We start from the raw sequence: 25,817 nt of genomic DNA, 5'->3' as shown, positions 1-25,817 counted from the left end.
AAAAAAATAAGGTGAAATGTCAGTAAAATCTTTTCCTTTTCACAATTCACAATCATTAGGTTATAATGATAGAATATAATTTATTCTACTTAATTAAGATAAAGTCAATTTTCAATAAAAGGTGATTCGATGGCAAATGAGCAGGTACTAACAGCTGAACAGGTACTCGAGAAAGCAAGTCAATATTTAGCAAATGAAGATATTGAGCTAGTGGCACGTGCCTATGGATATGCACGTGATGCGCATAGCGAACAATACAGAAAATCGGGTGAACCGTACATTATTCATCCAATTCAAGTTGCAGGTATTTTAGTTGATTTACACATGGATCCAGCTACGGTATCAGCAGGCTTCTTACATGATGTAGTGGAAGATACAGAAATTACATTAGAAGATATTGAACGGGAATTTAATAAAGAAATTGCTATGCTTGTCGATGGTGTAACAAAGCTCGGAAAGATTAAATATAAATCTCATGAGCAACAACAAGCAGAAAACCATCGCAAAATGTTTATTGCAATGGCTCAAGATATTCGAGTTATTTTAATTAAACTAGCTGATCGTCTTCATAACATGCGTACATTGAAACATTTGCCTCAAGAGAAGCAGCGTCGCATTGCAAATGAAACGTTAGAAATCTTTGCACCTTTAGCACATAGACTCGGAATTAGTACTATTAAATGGGAGCTAGAGGATACGTCACTTCGCTATTTAAATCCACAGCAATACTATCGTATTGTAAATTTAATGAAGCGTAAACGTGCAGAGCGTGAAGAATATTTAGATGAAGTAATGACTGGTATTCGTGAGAAATTAAAAGAAGTTGCAATTCAACCTGAGATTTCTGGAAGACCAAAGCATATTTACAGTATTTATCGTAAAATGGCACTGCAAAATAAACAGTTCAATGAAATTTACGATTTATTAGCTGTACGTGTCGTTGTAAATAGTATTAAAGATTGTTATGCAGTACTTGGAATTATTCATACGTGCTGGAAGCCGATGCCAGGTCGTTTTAAAGATTATATTGCGATGCCGAAAGCGAATCTATATCAATCGCTTCATACGACTGTAATTGGCCCGAAAGGTGATCCGCTTGAAGTGCAAATTCGTACGAAAGAAATGCATGAGATTGCAGAATTCGGGATCGCGGCGCACTGGGCGTATAAAGAAGGAAAAACAGCAGAAACAACAGGTACATTAGAGAAGAAACTTACATGGTTCCGTCAAATATTAGAATGGCAAAATGAAGCTTCTAATGCAGAAGAGTTTATGGAGTCATTAAAAATTGATTTATTCTCTGACATGGTATTCGTCTTTACACCGAAAGGCGACGTAATGGAATTGCCACTTGGATCTGTTCCGATTGACTTTTCGTATCGCGTGCATTCGGAGATTGGAAATAAAACAATTGGTGCAAAAGTAAACGGGAAAATGGTGACGCTTGATTATAAATTAAAAACAGGTGACATCATTGAAATTTTAACATCGAAACATTCGTATGGGCCAAGTCAAGACTGGGTGAAACTTGCTCAAACATCTCATGCAAAAAACAAAATACGTCAATTCTTTAAGAAGCAACGTAGAGATGAAAATATTGAAAAAGGCCGTGAACTTGTTGAGAAAGAAGTGCGTAGCCTAGAGTATGAGATGAAAGAAGTGTTAGCTCCTGACAATTTAAAACGTGTTGCTGAAAAATTCAACTTTGCAAATGAAGAAGATATGTTTGCAGCAGTTGGATATAATGGCATCACTGCATCACAAATTGTTACGCGACTAACGGACAAGTTCCGTAAGCAACGTGAAGAAGAAGAGATTGTTGAAGTTAAAGAAGTTCGTAAACCGATGAAAATTCGAAAATGGGATTCTGGCGTTAAAGTAAGTGGTGCGGATAATTTATTAATTCGCTTATCAAAATGCTGTAACCCAGTACCGGGTGATGATATCGTTGGATATATTACGAAAGGCCGAGGCGTATCGATTCACCGCCGTGATTGTGTAAATGTTCATACAGAAGAAGCTGTAGAACGTTTATTAGAAGTAGAGTGGGAAGGTAGCCCTGAAAAAGAAATTGAGTATAACGTTGATATTGAAATTTCAGGTTACGATCGCCGTGGTTTATTAAATGAAGTATTGCAAGCTGTTACAGAGACGAAAACGTACATTTCGGCAGTTTCTGGTAGAAGTGACCGTAATAAGATGGCGACAATTAATATGTCAATCTCTATTCGTAACTTACAGCATTTGAAAAAAGTAGTAGAACGCATTAAACGTGTTCCAGAAATTTATGCAGTACGACGCATGATGCATTAATAGGGAGTGTAGAAAAGATGAGAGTTGTTTTACAACGATCAAAAGAAGCGTCTGTCACAGTAGACGGTGAGATCGTAGGACAAATTCCGTTCGGTTTAACATTACTAGTTGGCATTACGCATGAAGATACAGAAAAAGATGCAACTTACATTGCAGAAAAAATTGCGAACTTACGTATTTTTGAAGATGAGAGTGGAAAGATGAACCATTCTGTACTTGATGTAGAAGGACAAGTTCTATCAATTTCGCAATTCACATTATACGGAGATTGCCGCAAGGGAAGACGTCCAAACTTTATGGATGCTGCCAAACCTGACTATGCAGAGCGTTTATATGATTTCTTTAATGAGGAAGTTCGTAAGCAAGGATTGCATGTAGAAACAGGGAAGTTTGGAGCAATGATGGATGTTTCTTTAATCAATGATGGTCCGGTGACCTTAATTGTGGATAGTAAATAGTGTTGCTTAAAAAGAGAGGATTATATAATCCTCTCTTTTTTATACTTTATTGTATATTTTGTTCATTTATCTCGCTATTTGTGGGAGATCAACTGCCTATAAAAGCCTGATTAGTGAGGGTTAATAATGAATCATAATGGACAAAACCCCTATTCATTAAAGTTTCACTTTATTTGGAATCAATAGCTGTTTCAGTTATGTATAACTCTTTCATCAATATGGAACAATAAAAAGTAAAACATCTATATTGAATGTGAGGGATATACGTATGCGTATGAATGAAAAAGGGCATTCTGTTACAAATGGTGCAAATCAACTGTTTAACGTAAATTTTCATGATTTTATTTCAAAAGAGCAAAACAATACTTCAATGGAGCTTGCTTCTGAGTTTGGGATTTCTCTTCAAGATGTAAAGCGTCTAAAGAAGCAGATTGAACGCTCTTAGAGTACTTGACAATCCTACTCAACAAACGTATAGTAATTTTATATTTACATATGAATATAACCGTTGATAGAGAAGAGTAAATGAGACACACATGGAAAGAGAAGAAATGTCTTAGGCTGAAAACATTTCTGCATGATGACTGATTGAATGACACTCTAGAGGTTTCAACTTGAACGGCATATATGCTTAGTAGGGATGAACGCACATTTAAGCGTTATTAAAAAAGTGGAAGCATACGTGCTTCAATTAGGGTGGCACCACGGGTATAATACTCTCGTCCCTACTGTTCAAACAGTAGAGGCGGGAGTTTTTTTATTTTTATTAAGATTAAAACAATTTGAGGAGGAACTGAATATGTCTATTCAAATCCCACGCGGAACGCAAGATATTCTTCCAGGTAGCGTTGAGTTATGGCAGTATATCGAAGGGCAAGCACGCGAAATTTGCCGTCGTTACAACTATAAAGAAATTCGTACACCAATTTTTGAACACACGGAGCTATTTTTACGTGGTGTTGGTGATACGACAGATATCGTACAAAAAGAAATGTACTCATTCCAAGATCGTGGAGAGCGCAGTTTAACATTACGTCCAGAAGGTACTGCACCTGTTGTACGTTCTTACGTTGAAAACAAAATGTTTGGTGATGCAACACAACCAACGAAATTATACTATATCGGTCAAATGTTCCGTTACGAAAGACCACAAGCAGGTCGCTATCGTCAATTCGTACAATTTGGTATTGAAGCAATCGGTAGTAACGATCCTGCAATTGATGCAGAAGTAATTGCACTTGCTGTAGAGTTTTACCGCGGCATGGGCTTGAAAAATATTAAAGTTGTATTAAACAGTTTAGGTGATGCAGCCAGCCGTCAAGCGCACCGTGATGCGTTAATCGCACACTTTGAGCCACGTATCGGCGAGTTCTGTTCTGACTGTCAATCTCGTTTAGAAAAGAACCCTCTTCGTATTTTAGATTGTAAGAAGGACCGTAACCATGAATTAATGGGAACAGCACCATCTATTACAGAATACTTAAACGAAGATTCGGCAGTATACTACGACAAAGTTCAAGAATTATTAACGATGATGGATGTTCCGTTTGAAAAAGATCCGAACTTAGTACGTGGTTTAGACTACTATCAACACACTGTTTTTGAAATCATGAGTGAGGCAGAAGGTTTCGGTGCTATCACTACATTAAGCGGCGGCGGCCGTTATAACGGGCTTGTACAAGAAATCGGTGGACCAGAAATGCCAGGTATTGGTTTTGCGATGAGTATCGAACGTTTAATTATGGCGCTAAAAGCTGAAAACATCGAATTACCAATTGAACATAGTATTGATTGCTATGTTGTAGCGCTTGGTGAAAAAGCGAAAGACCATGCTGCAAAAGTTGCGTTTGATCTTCGTAAAGCTGGATTATCAGTTGAAAAAGATTATTTAGACCGCAAAATGAAAGCACAATTTAAATCAGCAGATCGTCTAAAGGCGAAATTTGTAGCTGTATTAGGGGAAGATGAGCTAGATAAAGGTATCATTAACTTGAAAAATATGGCAACAGGCGAACAAGAAGAAGTAGCATTAGATGTATTTGCTTCATACGTAGCAGAGAAATTAATATAGGGGGAACTTACAGTGGCTGAAAGAACACATGCATGTGGAAAAGTAACAGTAGAAGCAGTTGGACAAACAGTTCAATTAAAAGGTTGGGTACAAAAACGCCGTGATTTAGGTGGATTAATCTTTATAGACTTACGCGACCGTACAGGTATCGTGCAAGTTGTATTTAACCCAGAAACATCAAAAGAAGCGTTAGAAATAGCAGAAACTATTCGTAGTGAATACGTATTGCACGTAGAAGGTACAGTTGTTGAGCGTGGTGAAGGCGCAATTAATGACAATATGGCAACGGGTCGTATTGAAGTACAAGCAACGAAAGTAAACGTATTAAATGCAGCAAAAACAACGCCAATCATTATTGCTGATGATACAGATGCATCAGAAGATGTGCGTTTAAAATATCGTTATTTAGACTTACGTCGTCCTGCAATGTTTAACACATTCAAAATGCGTCACGATGTAACGAAAACAATTCGTAACTTCTTAGACACAGAAGAGTTCTTAGAAGTAGAAACACCAATTTTAACGAAGAGCACACCAGAAGGAGCTCGTGACTATTTAGTACCAAGTCGTGTACATGATGGTGAATTCTATGCGTTACCACAGTCTCCACAATTATTTAAACAGCTTCTTATGGTCGGTGGATTTGAGCGTTACTATCAAGTAGCACGTTGTTTCCGTGACGAAGATTTACGTGCAGACCGTCAACCAGAATTCACGCAAATCGATATCGAAGCTTCATTCTTAACGCAAGATGAAATTTTAGATATGATGGAGCGCATGATGACGAAAGTTATGAAGGATGCAAAAGGTGTAGAAGTGAGTGCACCATTCCCTCGTATGAAATATGCTGATGCAATGGCTCGTTACGGTTCTGATAAGCCAGATACACGCTTTGAAATGGAACTAACAGACCTATCTGAATTTGCAGTAGGTTGTGGTTTTAAAGTATTTACAAGTGCTGTAGAAAGTGGCGGACAAGTAAAAGCAATTAATGCAAAAGGTGCTGCGAGCAAATATTCTCGTAAAGATATCGATGCATTAACTGAATTCGTGAAAGTATACGGTGCAAAAGGTCTAGCTTGGCTTAAAGTGGAAGAGGACGGCTTAAAAGGACCGATTGCAAAATTCTTCGGTGAAGAAGATGCAAACGTGTTAATGACTACGTTAGAAGCTACCGCTGGTGACTTATTACTATTCGTAGCAGATAAGAAAAGCGTTGTTGCAGATAGCTTAGGTGCACTTCGTTTACGTCTAGGTAAAGAGCTTGAGTTAATTGACGAAAGTAAATTTAACTTCCTATGGGTAACGGATTGGCCACTTCTTGAGTACGATGAAGATGCAGATCGTTACTTCGCGGCTCACCACCCATTCACAATGCCATTCCGTGAAGATGTTGAGTTATTAGAAACGGCACCAGAAAAAGCACGTGCACAAGCATATGACCTTGTATTAAACGGTTATGAGCTTGGTGGTGGATCACTTCGTATTTACGAGCGTGACGTACAAGAAAAAATGTTCAAAGCACTTGGATTCTCACAAGAAGAAGCACAAGAGCAATTCGGATTCTTATTAGAAGCATTCGAATATGGTACTCCACCACACGGCGGTATCGCATTAGGTTTAGACCGTCTTGTTATGTTACTTGCAGGCCGTACGAACCTTCGCGACACAATTGCATTCCCGAAAACAGCAAGCGCAAGCTGCTTATTAACAGAAGCTCCAAGCCCAGTTGCAGAAGCTCAGCTTGAAGAGCTAAGCTTAAAATTGAGCGTGAAAGAAGAGAAGTAAGAGAAGTAAAAATAAGGTCTAGATGGTTATACTAATACCATCTAGACTTTTTTAATGGATAATTGAGAGAAGAGGTAAAGCGCGGTTTACACTATGCTTTCCTTCTCGAAATATGTATTTTTAGGAATTCTATAACTTTTTCTATACAAATAGTCGGAAAAACGCTAGAATACATGATAGACCATTTTTGTAATAGGAGTGTAGAGCTGAATGTTACATCAATTTTCACGTAATGAATTAGCCTTCGGTAAAGAAGGACTTGAAATATTAAAAAATAGTACAGTCGGTATTTTAGGAATTGGCGGCGTAGGGTCATTTTCGGCAGAGGCGTTAGCACGTTCTGGCGTAGGACGTCTCGTATTAGTTGATAAAGATGTTGTAGATATTACAAACGTAAACCGTCAAATTCACGCGTTAGTATCTACTGTAGGACGTTCAAAAGTAGAATTAATGAAAGAGCGTATCGCAGACATTAATCCAGAGTGTGAAGTAATTGGACTAGAAATGTTTTATACTGATGAAACATATGAAGAGTTCTTCAAACATGGATTGGATTTCGTAGTAGATGCATCTGATACGATTACGTTCAAAATTCATTTAATTAAACAGTGCTTACGTCGAAAAATTAAAATTATCTCATGCATGGGTGCAGCAAATAAAATGGACCCAACTCGTTTCCGTATTGCGGACATCTCTAAAACACATACAGATCCAATTGCGAAAGTAATTCGTACGAAGCTTCGTAAAGATGGTATTAAAAAAGGTGTAAAAGTTGTCTTCTCTGACGAAAACCCAATCGTAATTCGTGAAGAAGTACGTAAAGAAATCGTACCAGACGAAAATGCAAAAATTCGTAAAGCGAAATTACCACCTTCATCAAATGCATTCGTACCATCTGTGGCAGGCCTAATTATGGCAAGTCACGTTGTACGTGAACGTATTAAAAACGTTGAAGTGAAGCGTGTAGGACAAGAATAAAGTAAAAGCATGTATCCATTTCGGATATATGCTTTTTTATATGTATTAAAGAAATATGGATATTTGCAATACTAATAATTCGAATGTAAGTAATCCTAATAAAGAATAATCGTATTTATCCGACTTATAGGCGGAAGTCTTTTTTAAACTCTGAATGGTAAAAAGTCCTAATGTTAGAACGAGAATACCGAGTGTTATTTTGAAGACTATTAATGAAATAGCGACCATCTCCTTTCAAACATATATCTTTATAGCAACATTCAAGTGAGGAATATCCAATTATTACCTGACGTTTCTTTGTGTGAATTTGAGGTTTATTGTTGTCAATTTTTGCTGATAAATCTATGTAACTTTATTTAACAATATATTTTTACCGAAGAAAAAAGATGCCACACAGTCAGAAACCCCGACTAGGTGACATCCTTTTTAATTTTCTGCAGAATATATAATATCTAAATTTCCATTTTGATCTGTCTTGAAAATTGGAGCGATCTGTTCTTCTTGTTCTTCAACTGAAACGAGTTTTCGAGCACGGTCCATAATTCTAACAAGCATTGCGTAATCTTCTTCGATTGCTTGTTGTTTTTTTGAGAGTACCGCTAATTTTGCTTCAAGTTCATGATTTGTTTTTTGCAGGGAAGTGAGCTGAGCTTGTAATACATCATTTTCAGTTTGTAACTTTGCGAGTGAAGGATTATTGTGCTCCAAGTTTTGCAAAAATGAAATGACACTTTGCATGGTAAGATCCTGTTTACTTAGCGTAATATCTTCAGAAAACTCGGCATCGATTACGAGTTGTTTCGTTTTCGTGAAATGCTCTTTTTCTATTTTAGCTTCAGAGCGTTTTAATTCTTTCCGTTGTTTTTTTGCAAGTTGCACCGCATCTTCGTAATTCGGTCGTACTTCAGCATTCCATCTAAAGCCGCAAGCTGCGGAAGTACGGTTCAATGTATCGCCGACTTCATCGAATGCTTTTATTTGTGTGCTACCGCTGCGAATATGTCGTAAAACAGTTTCTGCTAAAAGGAGATCGTCTTCTTTTGTCCATGCATCTTGACGTGTTTTCATAAGCGAAGCCTCCATAATGGTGACGTTTTCGCTTATGTTACCCTTTATTTTTCGTTTTATTCGAACTTTGTAATCTTTCATATACAGTAGAAAGTACTTGCTCAAATTTCCCTGTCGTTTTCGGTTTATAATATTGTTTGTTTTTTATTTTATCAGGTAAGTATTGTTGTTGTACCCAGCCATTTGGATGGTCGTGTGGGTATAAGTATCCAATGCCTCTTCCAAGTGATTCTGCGCCTTTGTAATGACTATCTTTTAAATGACTTGGAATGTCGCCTGTTTGACCGTTGCGTAAATCGTGTAAGGCAGCATCAAGTGCTTTATAAGCTGAGTTTGACTTTGGTGATAAGCAAAGCTCGATAACAGCATTTGCAAGTGGTATGCGTGCCTCCGGGAATCCAACTCGTTCCGCTGATTCTATAGCTGCTAGTGTACGCGGTCCGGCTTGTGGGCTAGCAAGTCCGATATCTTCATATGCCATAATAAGAAGACGTCTACCAATGCTTTGTAAATCACCAGCTTCAATAAGACGTGCTAAATAATGAAGTGCTGCATTTACATCACTTCCGCGCACCGATTTTTGAAATGCCGATAATACGTCATAATGAGCATCACCGCCTTTGTCGTGAACGAAGCTCTTTTTTTGCAAGCATTCTTCTGCAATTTCTAGCGTAATTACCGCAGCTTTTTCGTCCGTTGTAAAGCTAGATAAAACAGCTAGTTCAAGTGCATTATAAGCAGAACGCATGTCTCCACCAGATGCATTTGCAAAGTGATGTAATGCTTCAGGCGTAACCGTTACATCATATTCACCGAGACCTTTTTCTTTATCTTCAAGTGCTCGTTTTAAGCCAATTAAAAGATCCTCTTCTGTTAATGCGTGTAATTCGAAGATTTGACAACGACTTCGAATAGCAGAATTAATAGCATGGAACGGATTACTCGTTGTTGCACCGATTAAGGTAAGGAGTCCGCTTTCTAAATGAGGTAATAGAAAATCCTGTTTTGCTTTATCTAGACGGTGTACTTCATCTAAAATTAAAACGAGGTGTCGATGCATCTTTGCTTCTTGTACGACAACTTCCATATCTTTTTTATTATGAGTAACAGCGTTTAATAGGCGAAAAGGGGTTCCAGTACTTCCTGCAATTGCGCTCGCAATGGATGTTTTTCCTGTGCCTGGAGGGCCGTATAAAATCATAGATTGAAAATGATTTGCTTGGACCATTCGCCATAAAATTTTTCCTTCACCAACTAAATGTTGTTGTCCGATAATTTCTTGAATATTTGTAGGGCGCATTCGATGTGCGAGTGGCTGTTTCATTTTTACCGTCTCCCTTAATGTATAATCTCTTTCTATCGTATCATTTTTTTTAGTGGAATTTGAAATAGGATGCTGTTTTGTGGGAAAAATGAATATAAAAATTTTCATTTTTCTTTCAATTGTAATAATTTCCGAGTTTTTCAATGTGATTTTATGTTATCATTTTGATACACAAGTTGAAATTTCTTATAATACTATATTATGCTATAATTTCATAGGATTTTAAATTGTGTTCTTTTATAAATAAGATATAACCAATAGAAGTGAAAATTTGAAAAGAGGTGCAAAATAGATGAAGATTTCAACGAAAGGCCGCTACGGCTTAACAATTATGATCGATCTTGCAAAAAAGTTTGGTGAAGGTCCAATTTCCTTAAAATCAATTGCGCAGGCACATGATTTATCGGAACATTACTTAGAGCAATTAATTTCACCACTTCGTAACGCTCGTCTAGTAAAGAGTACGCGTGGGGCATATGGCGGATATGTATTGTCTGATCAGCCAGCTAACATTACAGCTGGGGATGTAATCCGTGTATTAGAGGGTCCGATTAGTGTTGTAGAAATGATAGAAGAAGAGGAACCGGCACAACGCCAATTATGGATGCGTGTTCGTGATGCGGTGCAAGAAGTATTAGATAGTACAACGTTAGAAGATTTAGTACGTTATGAGGAAGAAAATCACGGGGGCTATATGTTTTACATTTAATTCCTTGTGAAACGATTTGGAAAGAAGGAGATTTAATGGAACGCATTTACTTAGATCATGCTGCGACATCTCCGACTCACCCAGAAGTGGTCGAAAAGATGATTCCATATATGACAGAAACATTCGGGAACCCGTCTAGTATTCACTTTTATGGACGTCAAACGCGCCATGCAGTAGATGAGGCGAGACGTGCGGGTGCACGTAGCATTCATGCGAATCCGAATGAAATTATATTTACGAGCGGTGGTACAGAAGCTGATAATTTAGCACTTATAGGTGTAGCACGTGCGAACCGTCATAAAGGTAACCATATTATAACGACGCGAATTGAACATCATGCAATTTTGCATACGTGTGAATTGTTAGAGCGCGAAGGGTTTGAAGTGACATATTTACCTGTCGATGAAACAGGACGCGTTCAAGTTTCTGACATACAAAATGCATTAACAAAAGAGACGATTCTCGTATCCGTTATGTTTGGGAATAATGAAGTCGGGACGATGCAACCAATCGCGGAAATAGGGAAGTTGCTAAAAGAGCATCAAGCTTATTTTCATACAGATGCGGTACAAGCTTACGGATTAGTAGAAATAGATGTGAAAGAGTTCGGCATTGATTTATTATCGATTTCAGCTCATAAAATTAATGGACCAAAAGGTGTAGGGTTCCTATACGCTGGTGCAAATGTGAAATTTGAACCGTTATTAATAGGCGGGGAGCAAGAAAGAAAACGCCGTGCTGGTACTGAAAATGTACCGAGTATCGTTGGTTTGCAACATGCAATTTTGCTAGCTGAAAAAACTCGTGAGCAAAAAAATGCCCAATATGAAGAGTTTAAAGATATAATGGTATCTGTCTTCAAAAATGAAGACATTACTTTCGAGGTAAACGGAAACTTAGAATATCGCTTACCACATGTGCTTAATATCAGTTTTACAGGAATGAACATTGAACCGTTCCTTGTGAACTTAGACTTAGCTGGCATTGCAGTGTCAAGTGGTTCGGCGTGTACAGCTGGTTCGATTGATCCATCACATGTATTAGTAGCGATGTTCGGAAAAGACTCCGATCAAATACGTTCATCCGTACGCTTTAGTTTCGGACTTGGAAATACGAAAGAGCAAATTGAGAAAGCGGCGTACGAAACAGTGAAAATCGTGAAGCGATTAACACAAAATTAGCATGGGAGGTGACATGATGAACAAACTACCTCAAGAAACACGCGTTGTCATCGGGATGTCCGGTGGCGTCGATTCATCTGTAGCAGCTCTTTTATTAAAAGAGCAAGGTTATGATGTAATCGGAATTTTTATGAAAAACTGGGATGATACAGATGAGAATGGTGTCTGCACAGCAACAGAAGATTACAATGATGTAATTGAAGTGTGTAACCAAATTGGCATTCCATATTATGCAGTAAACTTTGAAAAACAATACTGGGATAAAGTATTTACGTACTTCCTAGATGAGTACCGAGCTGGTCGTACACCGAACCCAGATGTAATGTGTAATAAAGAAATTAAATTTAAAGCATTTTTAGAGCATGCGATTGCGCTTGGTGCTGATTATGTAGCGACAGGTCATTATGCACGCGTTGCTTATATGGACGGCGAATATAAAATGCTTCGCGGCGTTGATGATAATAAAGACCAAACGTATTTCTTGAATCAATTAAGCCAAGAGCAATTATCAAAAACATTGTTCCCGTTAGGTGAATTAAAGAAACCGCAAATTCGTGAAATGGCGACAGAAGCTGGTTTAGCGACAGCGGCGAAGAAAGATAGTACTGGTATTTGCTTTATCGGTGAGCGTAACTTTAAAGATTTCTTAAGCAACTATTTACCAGCGCAACCAGGTGTGATGCAAACATTATCTGGTGAAGTGAAAGGGAAGCATGACGGTTTAATGTACTATACAATTGGACAACGTCATGGCCTTGGTATTGGTGGTAACGGTGATCCGTGGTTTGCTGTTGGGAAAAATTTGAAAGAAAACATTTTATATGTTGATCAAGGATTCCATAACGAACTTCTATATGGTGATGAAGTTATTGCTACGAATATCGGCTGGGTAAGTAATGAAGCGAAAGAAAAAGAATTTAAGTGCACAGCGAAATTCCGTTATCGTCAAGAAGACAATAAAGTAACGGTTCAAATCGTTGATGAAAATACAGTTCGTATTCTTTGTGACGAGCCAATTCGTGCAATTACACCAGGACAAGCAGTTGTTTTCTATGATGGAGATGAGTGCTTAGGCGGTGCTACAATTGATGAAGTATATCGTAGTGGTAAGAAATTGGATTATTTAGGATAAAATGAGAAGCCTCTGCCGATTAGCGGTTAGAGGTTTCTTTTACATAAAGCGAATTTTCGTTCGCTTGGAAAATACATTCTTTGTTATAATTTGTTGTAGAGGTGAAGGACATGTCAAACAAACTTGAAACAGGTATTCAATATATGCAAGAAGGAAACTGGGAAGAAGCTGCTAAAAATTTCACAGAAGCAATCGAAGAAAATCCGAAAGATGCGCTTGGGTACATTAATTTTGCGAACTTATTAGATGCACTAGGTGATAGTGAAAGAGCAATTTTATTTTATAAACGGGCATTAGAATTAGATGATAAATCTGCGGCTGCTTATTATGGATTAGGAAATGTGTATTACGGTCAAGAGCAATTTACAGAGGCAAAGGCTGTATTTGAACAAGCGATGCAAGCGGGATTACAATCAGCTGATGTAACATTTATGTTAGGTATTACACATGTGCAACTTGGAAATGATCGTCTTGCACTGCCGTTTTTACAAAGAGCAACAGAATTAGATGAAAACGATGTAGAAGCTGTGTTCCAGTGCGGACTTTGCTTTGCACGTTTAGAACATATTCAAGAGGCGAAACCTTATTTTGAAAAGGTATTAGAAATGGATGAAGAGCATGCAGATGCGTATTATAATTTAGGTGTTGCGTATGTATTTGAAGAAAATAACGAGAAGGCTCTTACTTTATTTAAGAAAGCAACTGAAATTCAGCCAGATCACTTTTTAGCTGGTAATGGTGTTCGTTTATTGGAGCAAGAAGCTGAATAAGATGAAAATATAGTTTAATGGGTAGTTATCCCTCATCTAAATAGGTGGGGGATGTACTGCTCATTAAAGTGAAACGAACCGGAAAGGAGAGGAAAGATGGGAAATCAACATGCAATGGATTTGTTTGAGGAAGAGAAAAAGTTTATAAAAGCGCAAGTTCTTCATACCATTTTCCACAACGAAGAAAACCTCTATTCCGTTGTCAGTATGAAAGTCATTGAGACGAATGAAACGTACGATGAAAAAAAAGTGATGATAAACGGTCATTTTCCCCGCATGCATGAAGATGAAGTGTTTACATTGACAGGGCATTTTAAAGACCATCCGAAGTATGGGAAACAATATTTAGTTGAAACGTTTAAGAAAGAATTGCCACAAACAAAAGCTGGTATGGTGCAATATTTAGCGAGTGATTTATTTAAAGGGATAGGAAAGCGTACAGCTGAAAAAATTGTGGATCATCTTGGGGAACATGCCATTTCTAAAATTATGGATGATCCGGATGCGTTAAATGGTGTTGTCAATAAGCAAAAAGCGCAAGAAATATATGAGACAATTGTTGAACATCAAGGATTAGAGAAAGTAATGAGTTTTTTAAATGGTTACGGTTTTGGAACGAAGCTTTCTATTAAGATTTACCAGCAATATAAAGAGATGACATTAGAAGTGATTCGTAATAATCCATATCAGCTTATTGAAGAAGTGGACGGGATTGGTTTTGGACGAGCGGATGATATAGGACGTGCGTTAGGTATATCAGGTAATCATGATGACCGTGTACGTGCGGGATGTTTTTATACGTTAGAGAATGTTTCACTGCAGCTCGGCCATGTTTATATGGGGAAAGATCAACTTGTAAGAGAAACGATGTCACTTTTAAATAATCAAGAAGGTAGAGTGACTGAGGAAGATATTATAGGTTGTGTTGAAATGATGCAAAGTGAAGGGAAAGTCATCATTGAAGAAGAACGAGTGTATTTAGCGTCGTTATTTTACTCTGAAAAAGGTGTTGTAAAGTCTATTCGCAGGCTTATGAATCAAGAGGAAACCCCTTCATTTCCTGAAGCAGAAGTGTTAAAGACGTTAGGTGAAATTGAAGAACAGCTGAAGGTGCAGTATGCACCGTTTCAGCAAGAAGCAATTCAAACGGCACTTCATAAGCCGATGATGTTATTGACAGGTGGACCAGGAACGGGGAAAACAACAGTTATTAAAGGAATTGTTGAAATGTACGCATCCTTGCATGGTGTATCATTAAATCCGAATGAATACAGTGATGATAATCCATTTCCGATATTATTAACGGCTCCAACAGGAAGAGCAGCGAAGCGAATGAGTGAATCTACCGGGCTCCCTGCTTGTACAATTCATCGTCTGCTTGGTTGGACGCCAGAAGGGTCTTTCCAGCGTAATGAAACCGATCCAGTTCAAGGGAAGTTACTCATTATTGATGAGTTTTCGATGGTAGATATTTGGCTTGCAAATCAGCTGTTTAAATCATTGCCGACTAATATTCAAGTTATCGTTGTAGGTGATGAAGATCAATTACCATCTGTAGGACCTGGACAAGTGTTGAAAGATTTATTGAATGCAGGTGCAGTTCCAACAGTAAAGCTTACTGAAATTTATCGTCAAGCGGAAGGCTCATCTGTTATTCAACTCGCTCATGCGATAAAAAATGGAACGCTCCCGCCAGATTTAGCGCAAAATCAAAAAGATCGTTCATTTATCGGCTGTACAGGAGCTCAAATTGTTGAGGTTGTTAAGAAGGTTTGTGAAAATGCTAAGACAAAAGGGTTTAGCGCAAGAGATGTACAAGTACTGGCCCCGATGTACCGTGGACCTGCCGGCATTAATGTACTAAACGAAGCGTTGCAAGAAGTGTTTAATCCGAAAAGGGAAAAGAGTAAAGAAATTGCTTACGGTGATGTTGTATACCGAAGAGGCGATAAAGTACTGCAACTCGTTAATCAGCCGGAGAGCCAAGTGTTTAATGGTGATATCGGAGAAATTGTTTCGGTGTTTTATGCGAAAGAAAATGTTGAGCAACAGGACATGATTATCGTTTCATTTGATGGAATCGAAGTAACGTATACAAAGCCGGATTTAAATCAAATTACCCATGCATATTGCTGCTCGATTCATAAATCACAAGGTAGTGAATTTCCAATAGTTATTATGCCGATTGTAAAGAGCTACTACCGTATGTTACGTCGTAATTTAATTTACACGGGCATTACAAGGAGTAAGAAATTCCTTATTATTTGTGGGGAGGAAGCGGCTTTTCAATCCGGTGTAAATCGCCTTGATGATGCAATGCGTCAAACGACTTTAGCTGGTCGTTTGCAAGAATCACAAGGAGAAGTACAGATGGTAACAGTTAATGGCGAAGAAATGGACGTGGAAAACATTTCACCGTATGATTTCATGTAACAAGGTGAAATTATATAGTGAAACTTTCAAACGTATAACGTTGAAAGGCTCCAGCAATGTATAAATGAATGCGGTTTGGACATAATGGCGAATAGAATCTGGGAGACTGTAAGGAGATGAAAGCCATATGTTCATTTGTCCAAATTGCAAAGGGAAAGACATTGGGAAAATAGGTGTCAACCAATTTTATTGCTGGAATTGTTATATCGAATTATCGGTTTCAAAGGGGAAAATCCATACACATCAAGTAGAGGAAGATGGTTCATTAAGCTCTCTTGATGATTTATTTGATGAGAACGAAAGAACGATCGGATAACGAAAAGGGGGATTTACTTTGAATCTACGCAATTCATTAATCGCATTAGGTGTTGGAGCTGCAGCATATCAATATGCTCGCAAGCAAGATGTATTTTCAAAACGCAATATGAAAAAAGCACGTAAGATGATTAAATCTTATCTATAAGCGTAAAAAACTCCCTTCATCATAAGGGAGTTTTTTTATGCACTTGTATGCAAATATAAAAGTCCGATTTCAGAGAAGAGATAAGATAGGCCGTAACATCCAACGCCAAGCATTCCGTAATGAAATAATTGCTTCGCCCTTTCTTTTCGTGAGGAACGAATAAAGAAACCTTTCCAAATACCAAATCCGATACAAACCCATTCAAGAATCATAAAAAGTGCTGATAATACGAGCATAAATAAAACCATTATGAGCCCTCCTGATTATATTGTTTCATGCTGCGTTCTCAGGGGTGGTTGTCCTTATTATGTTATGTATATGTACGTCTTTACAAAACAGTATGGTCTGCACGAAAAGATTTTAAAACTTTTGCACATAACCTAACCTATTTATTTTCAAAATAAAGGTGGAGGAGGTTTTTCGTGTGAAGAATCTTAAAATCATTTGGATATATCGTTTAGGGTTATTGTTACTTGTATTTCTTTGTTTGCTTGTCTTTTTAAAAATTAAGCCGCTATGGGCACCGATTATCTTTGTATTTAAAGTGGCAATTACACCGTTTCTTATTGCGTGTTTTATTGCGTATTTATTGCATCCTTTAATTGAAAAAATTCATAAAGAAGGGATGCCGCGCACACTCGCTATTTTGCTTATTTACATCCTTTTCTTTGGTGGGATTGGTTATGGAATTTATAAAGGAACGCCAATTGTTATTAAGCAATTACAAGAGATTAATGAACAATTTCCGCAGTTTACAAAAATGTATGATTCTTGGATGGATGGCGTTACGGAACAAACAGCGAACTTCCCGTCCTTTATTCATGAAAAGGTGAAACAAATTTTTGGTGGAGTAGAAACGAAGATACAATCACTTTTAAATAAAGTGATGAGCACAGCCCGTGGCGTATTGGACTCGTTGCTTATTATTTTTTTAATACCGTTCATTGTATTTTACATATTAAAAGATTACGGTGAGTTTTATAATGTTTTTTGGAAACTAGTCCCGAGTAAGTGGCGTAGTACAGGGCAAATGCTGGCGAAAGAAATTGATAAGTCACTCGGAAGTTATATTCGAGGACAGTTATTTGTTTGCTTAGTATTAGGGGGAGTATCTGTTCTTTCTTTTTGGTTTATCGGTATGAAATATCCATTATTACTCGGCATTATTATTGGGGTAACGGATATAATCCCGTACTTCGGTCCTATTTTAGGGGCGATTCCGACATTGATGATTGCGGCAACGGTATCAACGAGTTTACTCATTAAGGCGGGAATTACGATTGCTATTTTGCAATTTTTGGAAAGTAACATTTTATCACCTTACATCGTTGGTAAGTCACTTCGTATGCATCCTGTTATTATTATGCTTGCATTATTAGTTGGGGGAGAAGTGGCAGGAATTGTAGGGTTATTAATATCAGTTCCTGTTTTAGCGGTCATTCGTACGGTGATCGTTCATGTAAGGCCTCTTTGGAAAAAAGAAGATGTGTAATATGATAGCCCTCTGCTTATAAAAGTAGAGGGCTATCATTATTTAGAGAGTTGCTCGTGTATTTGTTGAACGAGAGAGCTTACATCATTTGTTTGAATATGTTTTATTTTTTTCCATTCATTATCGTACATAAATATAATTTGATTGCTGAAAAGACGCTTTTGTACTTTTAGATTAGAAATGTTTGCAAAAGAGTACTCTTCAAATATTGGGTTCTTACTTACATCTGGTCCATAAAAGAAGAGCCGTTTGTTTGTTAAAATTAACAGTCCTGGTCTTGCAACGGAACGATAAATAAATATATTTAATGAACATGCAGTGTAAAATAATATCGTTTCGTCAGTCGTTAATATGTTTTTAGCCTTGTTCAATAAAGTTGTCATTTTGCTCGCTCCTTTATTATTAATAATTTAATTATAACAAAAATATAATATTCCGAAAAAAATATAGAGGTAGTACAATTTATTAATAAATGCATAATATATGGAAAGGCTGTTAAGAATGAATAGTAGAATAACTATGGTTAATGCAATATAAATGATTATCTACATTGACAAACTTAAGAGAATTCTATTATATTTAGTCATATAATACATTAAATCAATGACGGAAAAAGTACGTTACAGTCCATTTATAGAGAGAAGCTTCCATATGGCTGAAAGAAGCTTTAAATGAAGGGTAACAGAAAGCTAATCCTGAGAGCAGCTAATCACTGCCGTCTTGCCACGTTACGGCACCATGAGGTGATGAATTGATTGTTATAATAATCAATTCATAATTAGGGTGGTATCGCGAGTTAACTCTCGTCCCTTTTATAGGGGCGGGAGTTTTTTATATTTAAGGAGGAAAATACAATGAAACAACTAACAGGCGCACAAATTCGTCAAATGTTTTTAGACTTTTTCCAAGAAAAAGGACATGCAGTAGAACCTAGTGCATCACTAGTTCCGCATGAAGATCCATCTCTGTTATGGATTAACAGTGGTGTAGCGACATTAAAAAAATATTTTGATGGACGTGTAATCCCGCAAAATCCACGTATTACAAATGCTCAAAAATCAATTCGTACAAACGATATTGAAAACGTAGGGAAAACAGCTCGTCACCATACATTCTTTGAAATGTTAGGAAACTTCTCAATCGGTGATTACTTTAAAGAAGAAGCAATTACTTGGGCTTGGGAATTCTTAACGAGCGACAAATGGATCGGATTCGATAAAGAATTACTATCAGTTACAATCCATCCAGAAGATGAAGAAGCATTCACAATTTGGAATGAAAAAATGGGTGTTCCAAAAGAGCGCATCATCCGTTTAGAAGAAAACTTCTGGGATATCGGTGAAGGACCAAGCGGACCGAATACAGAGATTTTCTATGACCGCGGAGAAGCTTACGGTAATGACTTTAGTGACCCAGAATTATATCCAGGCGGAGAAAACGAGCGTTACTTAGAAGTATGGAACCTTGTATTCTCTCAATTTAACCATAATCCAGACGGTTCATATACACCGCTTCCTAAGAAAAACATCGATACAGGGATGGGTCTAGAGCGTATGACATCTATCGTTCAAGATGTACCTACAAACTTTGACACAGACTTATTCATGCCGATGATTGGCGCAACAGAATCAATTTCTGGTGAGAAGTATCGTAATGGTGACGTAGAAAAAGATATGGCGTTTAAAGTAATTGCCGACCATATCCGTACAGTAACATTTGCTGTAGGTGACGGTGCTCTTCCATCTAACGAAGGCCGTGGTTATGTATTACGTCGTTTATTACGCCGCGCGGTTCGTTATTCGAAGAAATTAAACATCAACCGTCCATTCATGTTTGAATTAGTGCCGGTTGTTGGAGAAGTAATGAAAGACTTCTACCCAGAAGTACTTGAAAAGAAAGATTTCATCGCAAAAGTTGTGAAAAACGAAGAAGAGCGTTTCCATGAAACACTTCATGATGGGGAAGCAATTTTAGCTGAAGTTATCACAAAAGCAAAAGAAGAAAAAACAACTGTTATTTCTGGAGTAGATGCGTTCCGTCTATATGACACATACGGTTTCCCGATTGAATTAACTGAAGAATATGCAGAAGAAGCTGGTATGACAGTTGATCAGGAAGGCTTTGAAAGTGAAATGGAAAAACAACGTGAGCGCGCACGTGCAGCTCGTCAAGACGTTGATTCTATGCAAGTTCAAGGCGGTGTCCTTGGAGAAGTGAAAGTAGCGAGCGAGTTCGTTGGTTACGGTACAGTTGCAACAGAAAGTAACGTTGTTGCACTTGTGAAAAACGGCGAATACACAGATAGCTTACAAGCTGGTGAAGAAGGGCAATTAATGCTTGATGTAACACCATTCTATGCTGAGAGCGGTGGACAAATTGCAGACCGTGGTTATCTTCTTGCTGACGGCGTGAAAGTACTTGTAAAAGACGTACAAAAAGCACCAAATGGTCAAAACTTACACAAAGTTGTTGTTGAAGAAGGTACATTAACGAAAGATGCGGCTGTGAAAGCTATTATCGACACGAAAAACCGCAGTAGCGTTGTGAAAAACCATACAGCAACTCACTTACTACACCAAGCATTAAAAGATGTACTTGGAACGCATGTTAACCAAGCAGGTTCTCTTGTAACTTCTGAACGTTTACGCTTTGATTTCTCTCACTTCGGTCAAGTACAAGCTGACGAATTAGAAAAAATTGAGCGTATGGTAAACGAGAAAATTTGGGAAAGTATTGATGTTGAGATTTCTCAAAAAGCAATTGAAGAAGCGAAAGAAATGGGCGCAATGGCATTATTCGGTGAAAAATATGGTGATGTTGTACGCGTTGTACAAGTAGGCGATTACAGCTTAGAGCTTTGCGGTGGTTGTCACGTTGATAACACAGCTTCAATCGGTATTTTCAAAATCGTTGCTGAGTCTGGTATCGGTGCAGGAACGCGTCGTATTGAAGCAGTAACTGGTAAATCTGCATACGAATTAATGAATGATCAAGTAGGTTTATTAAAAGAAGCAGCAGGAAAAATGAAAACAAATCCGAAAGATATTTTAACAAGAGTGGATGGTTTATTTGCTGAAGTAAAACAACTTCAAAAAGAAAACGAATCTCTTGCTGCAAAATTAAGCAATATTGAAGCTGGAAACTTAACTGATTCAGTAATGACAGTTGATGGAGTAAACGTATTAGCAGCGAAAGTAAACGTTGCAGATATGAACAACTTACGTACGATGATGGATGACCTGAAAAATAAATTAGAGTCTGCAGTTGTCGTATTAGCGTCTGTAAATGATGATAAAGTAAACATCTTAGCTGGCGTAACGAAAGATTTAATTAGCCAAGGTTACCATGCTGGTAAACTTGTGAAAGAAGTAGCTTCTCGTTGTGGCGGCGGCGGTGGTGGCCGTCCTGACATGGCTCAAGCAGGTGGTAAAAACCCAGCGCAAGTTGAGGAAGCTTTAGCATTTGTACAAGAGTACGTTAAATCTGTTTCAAAATAAAGAGATAGTAGTGTACAATGGTAGGGAGAGGAGAAGTTCTTCTCCCTATACTTACTATATAAGTGAGGTGCTTGAAATGGACGGTTTTGATAAAACAATGAAGTTTAGCATTCAAGATGAAAAACAGAGTGTCCATGTAAATGATGTACTTTTAACTGTGTATGATGCACTTCAAGAAAAAGGCTATAATCCGATTAACCAAATCGTCGGTTATTTATTAAGTGGAGACCCAGCATACATACCTCGCCATAAAGATGCACGAAGCATCATTCGCAAGCTTGAACGTGATGAGTTAATTGAAGAGCTTGTGAAGTCGTACTTGAAACATCATCGTGAGGAGTAGTTTATGCGGATATTAGGTTTAGATGTAGGTACAAAAACAGTCGGAGTTGCAATGAGCGACGAAATGGGCTGGACAGCGCAAGGGCTGGAAACAATCAGGATTAACGAAGAACGAGGCCACTTTGGTTTTGACCGTATTTCTGAGTTAGTAAAGCAGTACAATGTGGACAAAATAGTAGTAGGTTTACCTAAAAATATGAATGGTACAATTGGCCCACGTGGTGAAGCGTGCCAGCAATTTGCAGAAAACCTGCGAAATCTGTTACAATTAGAAGTTGTAATGTGGGACGAGCGTTTGTCAACGATGGCAGCGGAACGTCTGCTCATTTCAGCTGATGTGAGTCGTAAGAAGCGAAAACAGGTAATCGATAAGATGGCTGCAGTCGTAATCTTACAAGGGTTTTTAGATAGTAAATAAGAGGTGACCAAAATGGAAGAAAATCAAATTACAATTGTAGACGAAAAAGGTAACGAACATTTATGTGAAATTATTTTCACTTTTGATGCTGAAAAATTTGGCAAAAAATCATACGTAGTCTTCTCTCCAATCGGTGAAGTAGACGAAGATGGAGACCCAATTTATGATGCAATGGCTTATGAGCAAAATGAAGAAGAGGGCGGAAGTTTACTTCCAATCGAATCTGAAGAAGAGTGGGAAATGGTACAAGAAATGTTCAATACTCTAGCTGATGAGCAAGAAGCTGAATAATAAGTACTGAAAAGGTGGACGACATATAGTCCATCTTTTTTTATATGTAAAATGAAAGATTTTTTGTCGAAACTGTGTAATCCTTTGTAGTATAATGAGACGGATTGTAGAAAAATAAAGTGTCTATCTAAAAAAGATAAATAATTTTATTGTGTTTTTATATCGTGTTGTGTAGAAAGATATACATACGGTCTACAATTTAATTGAGGAGGAAGAGTGTTGATAGAGAATCAAGTGAAAAAAAAGCGTAGACGTCTTTTTTTATTTTCGATTATTGCACTGCTTTTAGTTTGTGGTTCAGTCTATGCGTATATTTCATCCGCATTAGGACCAGTTGATAGCGGGAATAAAAAAGAGGTTGAAGTAGAAATTCCAAAAGGATCATCTACTAGTAAAATTGGTGAGATTTTAGAAGAAAAAGGTGCTGTGAAAAACGGTACAGTTTTTAGTTTTTATACAAAGGCTAAATCGAAAAATTTACAAGCGGGTACATATTTATTAAATCCTTCAATGAGTGCCTCAGATGTTATTGAACAAATGTCATCTGGTAATGTACATCGTCCAGCTCTTTATAAAGTGACGATAAAAGAAGGTGCACAAGTAACTGAAATTGCAGAAACGGTTGCAAACGAATTAAAGTGGAATAAAGATGATGTCGTACGTCAATTAAACGATAAAGCATTTATTCAAAAAATGCAGCAAAAGTATCCGAAGTTGTTAACGGATAAAATCTTTGATAGCAATATTAAATACCCATTAGAAGGTTATTTATATCCTGCGACGTACTCTTTCTATAAAAAAGATACGACGTTAGAAGAAATTATAATTCCAATGCTTGAGAAAACGAATGCAATCATTGTTCAAAACGAGGCGAAAATGAAAGCGAAAAACTGGGATGTTCATCAGCTTTTAACATTGTCTGCACTTATTGAAGAAGAGGCAACAGGCTTTACAGATCGTCAAAAAATCTCTAGTGTCTTTTATAATCGTTTGGAAAAAGGTATGCCCCTGCAAACTGATCCAACGGTATTATATGCACTTGGAAAGCATAAACAACGTGTATTATACGAAGATTTAAAGATAAACTCACCGTACAATACGTATGTTGTGAAAGGATTGCCAGTTGGTCCGATTGCAAACTCTGGTAAACATTCAGTGGAGGCGGCGTTAGAACCTGCGCAAACAGATTATTATTATTTCTTAGCTGCACCAACTGGTGAAGTGTACTATGCGAAAACATTGGAAGAGCATAATGCATTAAAGCAAAAATATATTACGAAAAAACAGTGAAATGGGGAGGGATAGCGAAAAAGGTCGCACATCCCTCTTTTTTGTGGTAAAATATATCGGGTTAAAAACTGGCAGAAGAATCGTTTTTAATATCAAAACGGGACGTACAAGCTAAGGGTGAAACTGGCTTGTATTTTTATTGCATTCTATGTGTGAAAAGACGTCATAGAGGCACTTCTCCATGTAAATAAGGAGGACCATTATGGAGGATGCAGTTAACGAGTACCTATTATCATTTATTGATCCAAAAGATAAATTAATTCTTGAAATGGAAGATTATGCGAAAGAAAATCATGTGCCGATTATGGATCGACTTGGAATGGAATTTATGTTGCAATTTTTACGTTTAATTGGACCAAAAAGCATTTTAGAGCTTGGTACAGCAATTGGTTATTCTAGTATTCGTATGATGCAAGCTATTCCAAATTCTCACATTGTGACAGTTGAACGCAATCGCGAGCGATATGAAAAAGCACTTGAATATATAGAATGTTCACCAGTTAAAGAGCGTATTTCCGTTATTTACGGTGATGCGTTAGAAACAGGCGAGCAAGTAGAAAAACATGGAACGTTTGACGTTATTTTTATTGATGCAGCAAAAGGACAATATCGTCGCTTTTTTGACTTATATGAACCGTTATTAAATCCTGGTGGCGTAATTATTTCAGATAATGTTATGTACCATGGCCTTGTAACGACAAAAGAGAAAATTGAAAACAGACGTACACGTGGTTTAATTCGTCGTATTAAGACGTACAATGAATGGCTTATGAACCATGAAGGATATGATACAACGATTTTCCCAATTGGTGATGGAGTAGCTGTTAGTAAAAAGAGAGGGTGACCAAGGTATGAAGAAACCTGAATTGTTAGTAACGCCAAAAGCAGTAGTGGATATCGAACCTCTTGCGAAAGCAGGAGCAGATGCGGTAATGATCGGTGAGCAAAAGTTCGGTTTACGTTTAGCAGGGGAATTTTCACGTGAAGATGTGAAACAAGCTGTGAAGATTGCGCATGAAAATGGTATAAAAGTATACGTAGCAATGAACGCTATGTTCCACAATGATAAAGTAGAAGAATTAACAGAATATGTTGCATTTTTAAACGAAGTAAGTGTAGATGCAATTGTTTTCGGAGATCCAGCAGTATTAATGGCGGTCCGAGAAGTAGCGCCAAATATGCAATTGCACTGGAATACAGAAACAACAGCAACAAACTGGTTTACTTGTAACTACTGGGGACAAAGAGGAGCAAAACGAGCTGTATTAGCTCGTGAGCTTAGCTTAGATGAAATTGTTGAATTAAAAGAAAATGCTGAAGTGGAACTTGAAGTACAAATTCACGGTATGACTTGTATGTTCCAATCGAAGCGTTCCTTAGTAGGAAACTACTTTGAGTATCAAGGACGTAATCTTGACATTGAAAAGAAAAAATATGAAGAGAATATGTTCTTATATGACCCAGAGCGTAACAATAAATATCCAATTTATGAAGATGAAAATGGTACTCACATTATGAGTCCAAACGATATTTGTTTCATCGATGAGTTAGAAGAACTAATTGACGCTGAAGTCGCTAGCTTAAAAGTTGATGGTGTACTAAAAAGCTCTGCATACATTATTGAGGTAACGAAGAAATATCGTAAAGCAATTGATTTATGTGTAGAAGATCGTGATGCGTATTATGACGTGAAAGACGATTTATATAAAGAGATAGAAGAAATGCAACCAGTAAGTCGTCCGTTAGATACAGGATTCTTCTTTAAAGAGACGGTTTACTAAACGAGGAGGGTGTAGGAA

Annotated in this window: 25 protein-coding genes and 2 other annotated features; of the genes, 21 read left to right on the top strand and 4 right to left on the bottom strand. The window is 37.5% G+C overall.

Annotated features, from left to right (window positions below):
• Positions 1-129 precede the first annotated feature (129 nt).
• From relA to ILS93_RS09785, 6 genes are all read left to right on the top strand, one after another.
• Positions 130-2,313, top strand: coding sequence for a GTP diphosphokinase (gene relA, locus ILS93_RS09810; protein WP_064474715.1), 2,184 nt, complete (start codon positions 130-132; stop codon positions 2,311-2,313).
• Between the two features lie 17 nt (positions 2,314-2,330).
• Positions 2,331-2,771 (top strand): D-tyrosyl-tRNA(Tyr) deacylase, encoded by a 441-nt coding sequence (locus ILS93_RS09805; RefSeq protein WP_001266955.1) that lies wholly within the window; start codon positions 2,331-2,333, stop codon positions 2,769-2,771.
• 268 nt (positions 2,772-3,039) lie between these two features.
• Entirely contained in the window at positions 3,040-3,216 is a 177-nt protein-coding gene (locus ILS93_RS09800; RefSeq protein ID WP_001242605.1) for a hypothetical protein, read from the top strand.
• Positions 3,217-3,270: 54 nt separating this feature from the next.
• Positions 3,271-3,501, top strand: a binding site (T-box leader).
• Between the two features lie 69 nt (positions 3,502-3,570).
• Positions 3,571-4,842 (top strand): histidine--tRNA ligase, encoded by a 1,272-nt coding sequence (gene hisS, locus ILS93_RS09795; protein WP_088048145.1) that lies wholly within the window; start codon positions 3,571-3,573, stop codon positions 4,840-4,842.
• A gap of 12 nt (positions 4,843-4,854) precedes the next feature.
• Entirely contained in the window at positions 4,855-6,630 is a 1,776-nt protein-coding gene (gene aspS / locus ILS93_RS09790; RefSeq protein WP_064474716.1) for an aspartate--tRNA ligase, read from the top strand.
• A 210-nt stretch (positions 6,631-6,840) separates the two neighbouring features.
• Positions 6,841-7,608, top strand: coding sequence for a tRNA threonylcarbamoyladenosine dehydratase (locus tag ILS93_RS09785; RefSeq protein ID WP_000903181.1), 768 nt, complete (start codon positions 6,841-6,843; stop codon positions 7,606-7,608).
• Between the two features lie 426 nt (positions 7,609-8,034).
• On the opposite strand, the gene ILS93_RS09780 is transcribed toward ILS93_RS09785, so the two are convergent.
• Positions 8,035-8,676 (bottom strand): RsfA family transcriptional regulator, encoded by a 642-nt coding sequence (locus tag ILS93_RS09780; RefSeq protein WP_064474717.1) that lies wholly within the window; start codon positions 8,674-8,676, stop codon positions 8,035-8,037.
• A 37-nt stretch (positions 8,677-8,713) separates the two neighbouring features.
• The gene (locus ILS93_RS09775) at positions 8,714-10,000 is read right to left on the bottom strand and encodes a replication-associated recombination protein A (protein ID WP_064474718.1); all 1,287 of its coding nucleotides are present in this window, start codon (positions 9,998-10,000) and stop codon (positions 8,714-8,716) included.
• A gap of 292 nt (positions 10,001-10,292) precedes the next feature.
• On the opposite strand from ILS93_RS09775, the gene cymR reads away from it, so the two are divergent.
• The 7 genes from cymR to ILS93_RS09740 all read left to right on the top strand — a co-directional run bounded on the left by cymR (position 10,293) and on the right by ILS93_RS09740 (position 16,688).
• Positions 10,293-10,709, top strand: coding sequence for a cysteine metabolism transcriptional regulator CymR (gene cymR, locus ILS93_RS09770; protein ID WP_000704116.1), 417 nt, complete (start codon positions 10,293-10,295; stop codon positions 10,707-10,709).
• 35 nt (positions 10,710-10,744) lie between these two features.
• Complete coding sequence (locus ILS93_RS09765) at positions 10,745-11,890, top strand: cysteine desulfurase family protein (RefSeq protein WP_064474719.1); 1,146 nt, start codon at positions 10,745-10,747, stop codon at positions 11,888-11,890.
• A 16-nt stretch (positions 11,891-11,906) separates the two neighbouring features.
• Positions 11,907-13,022: a tRNA 2-thiouridine(34) synthase MnmA gene (gene mnmA / locus ILS93_RS09760; protein WP_064474720.1), complete on the top strand. Its 1,116-nt coding sequence runs from the start codon at positions 11,907-11,909 to the stop codon at positions 13,020-13,022.
• Positions 13,023-13,132: 110 nt separating this feature from the next.
• Positions 13,133-13,792 carry a tetratricopeptide repeat protein gene (locus ILS93_RS09755; RefSeq protein WP_064474721.1) on the top strand — a complete coding sequence of 220 codons (660 nt, stop codon included), beginning with the start codon at positions 13,133-13,135 and terminating at the stop codon, positions 13,790-13,792.
• Positions 13,793-13,888: 96 nt separating this feature from the next.
• Complete coding sequence (recD2, locus tag ILS93_RS09750) at positions 13,889-16,225, top strand: SF1B family DNA helicase RecD2 (protein ID WP_064474722.1); 2,337 nt, start codon at positions 13,889-13,891, stop codon at positions 16,223-16,225.
• 127 nt (positions 16,226-16,352) lie between these two features.
• Positions 16,353-16,541 carry a hypothetical protein gene (locus ILS93_RS09745; protein ID WP_000469281.1) on the top strand — a complete coding sequence of 63 codons (189 nt, stop codon included), beginning with the start codon at positions 16,353-16,355 and terminating at the stop codon, positions 16,539-16,541.
• 18 nt (positions 16,542-16,559) lie between these two features.
• Positions 16,560-16,688, top strand: a complete 129-nt coding sequence (locus ILS93_RS09740) for a YrzQ family protein (RefSeq protein ID WP_001053553.1) — start codon at positions 16,560-16,562, stop codon at positions 16,686-16,688.
• A 35-nt stretch (positions 16,689-16,723) separates the two neighbouring features.
• Here ILS93_RS09740 and ILS93_RS09735 read toward each other — a convergent pair whose 3' ends face one another.
• Positions 16,724-16,936: a hypothetical protein gene (locus ILS93_RS09735; protein ID WP_000242555.1), complete on the bottom strand. Its 213-nt coding sequence runs from the start codon at positions 16,934-16,936 to the stop codon at positions 16,724-16,726.
• Between the two features lie 176 nt (positions 16,937-17,112).
• On the opposite strand from ILS93_RS09735, the gene ILS93_RS09730 reads away from it, so the two are divergent.
• Positions 17,113-18,180, top strand: coding sequence for an AI-2E family transporter (locus tag ILS93_RS09730; RefSeq protein ID WP_222660371.1), 1,068 nt, complete (start codon positions 17,113-17,115; stop codon positions 18,178-18,180).
• 38 nt (positions 18,181-18,218) lie between these two features.
• Here the strand turns inward: ILS93_RS09730 and ILS93_RS09725 are convergent, their stop codons facing one another.
• Entirely contained in the window at positions 18,219-18,563 is a 345-nt protein-coding gene (locus ILS93_RS09725) for a PH domain-containing protein (RefSeq protein WP_064474724.1), read from the bottom strand.
• A gap of 211 nt (positions 18,564-18,774) precedes the next feature.
• Positions 18,775-18,994 (top strand) — a binding site (T-box leader).
• A gap of 40 nt (positions 18,995-19,034) precedes the next feature.
• On the opposite strand from ILS93_RS09725, the gene alaS reads away from it, so the two are divergent.
• The 7 genes from alaS to ILS93_RS09690 all read left to right on the top strand — a co-directional run bounded on the left by alaS (position 19,035) and on the right by ILS93_RS09690 (position 25,799).
• Positions 19,035-21,677, top strand: a complete 2,643-nt coding sequence (gene alaS / locus ILS93_RS09720) for an alanine--tRNA ligase (protein ID WP_222660369.1) — start codon at positions 19,035-19,037, stop codon at positions 21,675-21,677.
• 76 nt (positions 21,678-21,753) lie between these two features.
• A complete protein-coding gene (locus ILS93_RS09715; protein WP_000348590.1) occupies positions 21,754-22,020 on the top strand; it encodes an IreB family regulatory phosphoprotein in 267 nt (88 codons plus the stop codon).
• Positions 22,021-22,023: 3 nt separating this feature from the next.
• Positions 22,024-22,437, top strand: coding sequence for a Holliday junction resolvase RuvX (ruvX, locus tag ILS93_RS09710; RefSeq protein ID WP_001221204.1), 414 nt, complete (start codon positions 22,024-22,026; stop codon positions 22,435-22,437).
• Between the two features lie 12 nt (positions 22,438-22,449).
• Entirely contained in the window at positions 22,450-22,728 is a 279-nt protein-coding gene (locus ILS93_RS09705) for a DUF1292 domain-containing protein (protein ID WP_000392245.1), read from the top strand.
• A gap of 219 nt (positions 22,729-22,947) precedes the next feature.
• Positions 22,948-24,018: an endolytic transglycosylase MltG gene (mltG, locus tag ILS93_RS09700; RefSeq protein WP_064474726.1), complete on the top strand. Its 1,071-nt coding sequence runs from the start codon at positions 22,948-22,950 to the stop codon at positions 24,016-24,018.
• A 202-nt stretch (positions 24,019-24,220) separates the two neighbouring features.
• Positions 24,221-24,862 carry an O-methyltransferase gene (locus tag ILS93_RS09695; RefSeq protein ID WP_000389088.1) on the top strand — a complete coding sequence of 214 codons (642 nt, stop codon included), beginning with the start codon at positions 24,221-24,223 and terminating at the stop codon, positions 24,860-24,862.
• A 7-nt stretch (positions 24,863-24,869) separates the two neighbouring features.
• Entirely contained in the window at positions 24,870-25,799 is a 930-nt protein-coding gene (locus ILS93_RS09690) for a peptidase U32 family protein (RefSeq protein WP_222660367.1), read from the top strand.
• Positions 25,800-25,817 lie beyond the last annotated feature (18 nt).

Origin of the sequence: Bacillus sp. 16GRE42 (assembly GCF_019837435.1) — a bacterium.
GTDB lineage: Bacteria > Bacillota > Bacilli > Bacillales > Bacillaceae_G > Bacillus_A > Bacillus_A wiedmannii.
Note: the sequence above shows the minus strand (reverse complement) of the source record. Positions and strands in the feature narration are given on the sequence as shown.

Bases quoted from the DNA above. Each gene is read 5' to 3' on its own strand.
- relA (WP_064474715.1), top strand. From the start codon at position 130: ATGGCAAATGAGCAGGTACTAACAGCTGAACAGGTACTCGAGAAAGCA.
- ILS93_RS09805 (WP_001266955.1), top strand. From the start codon at position 2,331: ATGAGAGTTGTTTTACAACGATCAAAAGAAGCGTCTGTCACAGTAGAC.
- ILS93_RS09800 (WP_001242605.1), top strand. From the start codon at position 3,040: ATGCGTATGAATGAAAAAGGGCATTCTGTTACAAATGGTGCAAATCAA.
- hisS (WP_088048145.1), top strand. From the start codon at position 3,571: ATGTCTATTCAAATCCCACGCGGAACGCAAGATATTCTTCCAGGTAGC.
- ILS93_RS09785 (WP_000903181.1), top strand. From the start codon at position 6,841: ATGTTACATCAATTTTCACGTAATGAATTAGCCTTCGGTAAAGAAGGA.
- ILS93_RS09780 (WP_064474717.1), bottom strand. From the start codon at position 8,676: ATGAAAACACGTCAAGATGCATGGACAAAAGAAGACGATCTCCTTTTA.
- ILS93_RS09775 (WP_064474718.1), bottom strand. From the start codon at position 10,000: ATGAAACAGCCACTCGCACATCGAATGCGCCCTACAAATATTCAAGAA.
- cymR (WP_000704116.1), top strand. From the start codon at position 10,293: ATGAAGATTTCAACGAAAGGCCGCTACGGCTTAACAATTATGATCGAT.
- ILS93_RS09765 (WP_064474719.1), top strand. From the start codon at position 10,745: ATGGAACGCATTTACTTAGATCATGCTGCGACATCTCCGACTCACCCA.
- mnmA (WP_064474720.1), top strand. From the start codon at position 11,907: ATGAACAAACTACCTCAAGAAACACGCGTTGTCATCGGGATGTCCGGT.
- ILS93_RS09755 (WP_064474721.1), top strand. From the start codon at position 13,133: ATGTCAAACAAACTTGAAACAGGTATTCAATATATGCAAGAAGGAAAC.
- recD2 (WP_064474722.1), top strand. From the start codon at position 13,889: ATGGGAAATCAACATGCAATGGATTTGTTTGAGGAAGAGAAAAAGTTT.
- ILS93_RS09745 (WP_000469281.1), top strand. From the start codon at position 16,353: ATGTTCATTTGTCCAAATTGCAAAGGGAAAGACATTGGGAAAATAGGT.
- ILS93_RS09735 (WP_000242555.1), bottom strand. From the start codon at position 16,936: ATGGTTTTATTTATGCTCGTATTATCAGCACTTTTTATGATTCTTGAA.
- ILS93_RS09725 (WP_064474724.1), bottom strand. From the start codon at position 18,563: ATGACAACTTTATTGAACAAGGCTAAAAACATATTAACGACTGACGAA.
- alaS (WP_222660369.1), top strand. From the start codon at position 19,035: ATGAAACAACTAACAGGCGCACAAATTCGTCAAATGTTTTTAGACTTT.
- ILS93_RS09715 (WP_000348590.1), top strand. From the start codon at position 21,754: ATGGACGGTTTTGATAAAACAATGAAGTTTAGCATTCAAGATGAAAAA.
- ruvX (WP_001221204.1), top strand. From the start codon at position 22,024: ATGCGGATATTAGGTTTAGATGTAGGTACAAAAACAGTCGGAGTTGCA.
- ILS93_RS09705 (WP_000392245.1), top strand. From the start codon at position 22,450: ATGGAAGAAAATCAAATTACAATTGTAGACGAAAAAGGTAACGAACAT.
- ILS93_RS09695 (WP_000389088.1), top strand. From the start codon at position 24,221: ATGGAGGATGCAGTTAACGAGTACCTATTATCATTTATTGATCCAAAA.
- ILS93_RS09690 (WP_222660367.1), top strand. From the start codon at position 24,870: ATGAAGAAACCTGAATTGTTAGTAACGCCAAAAGCAGTAGTGGATATC.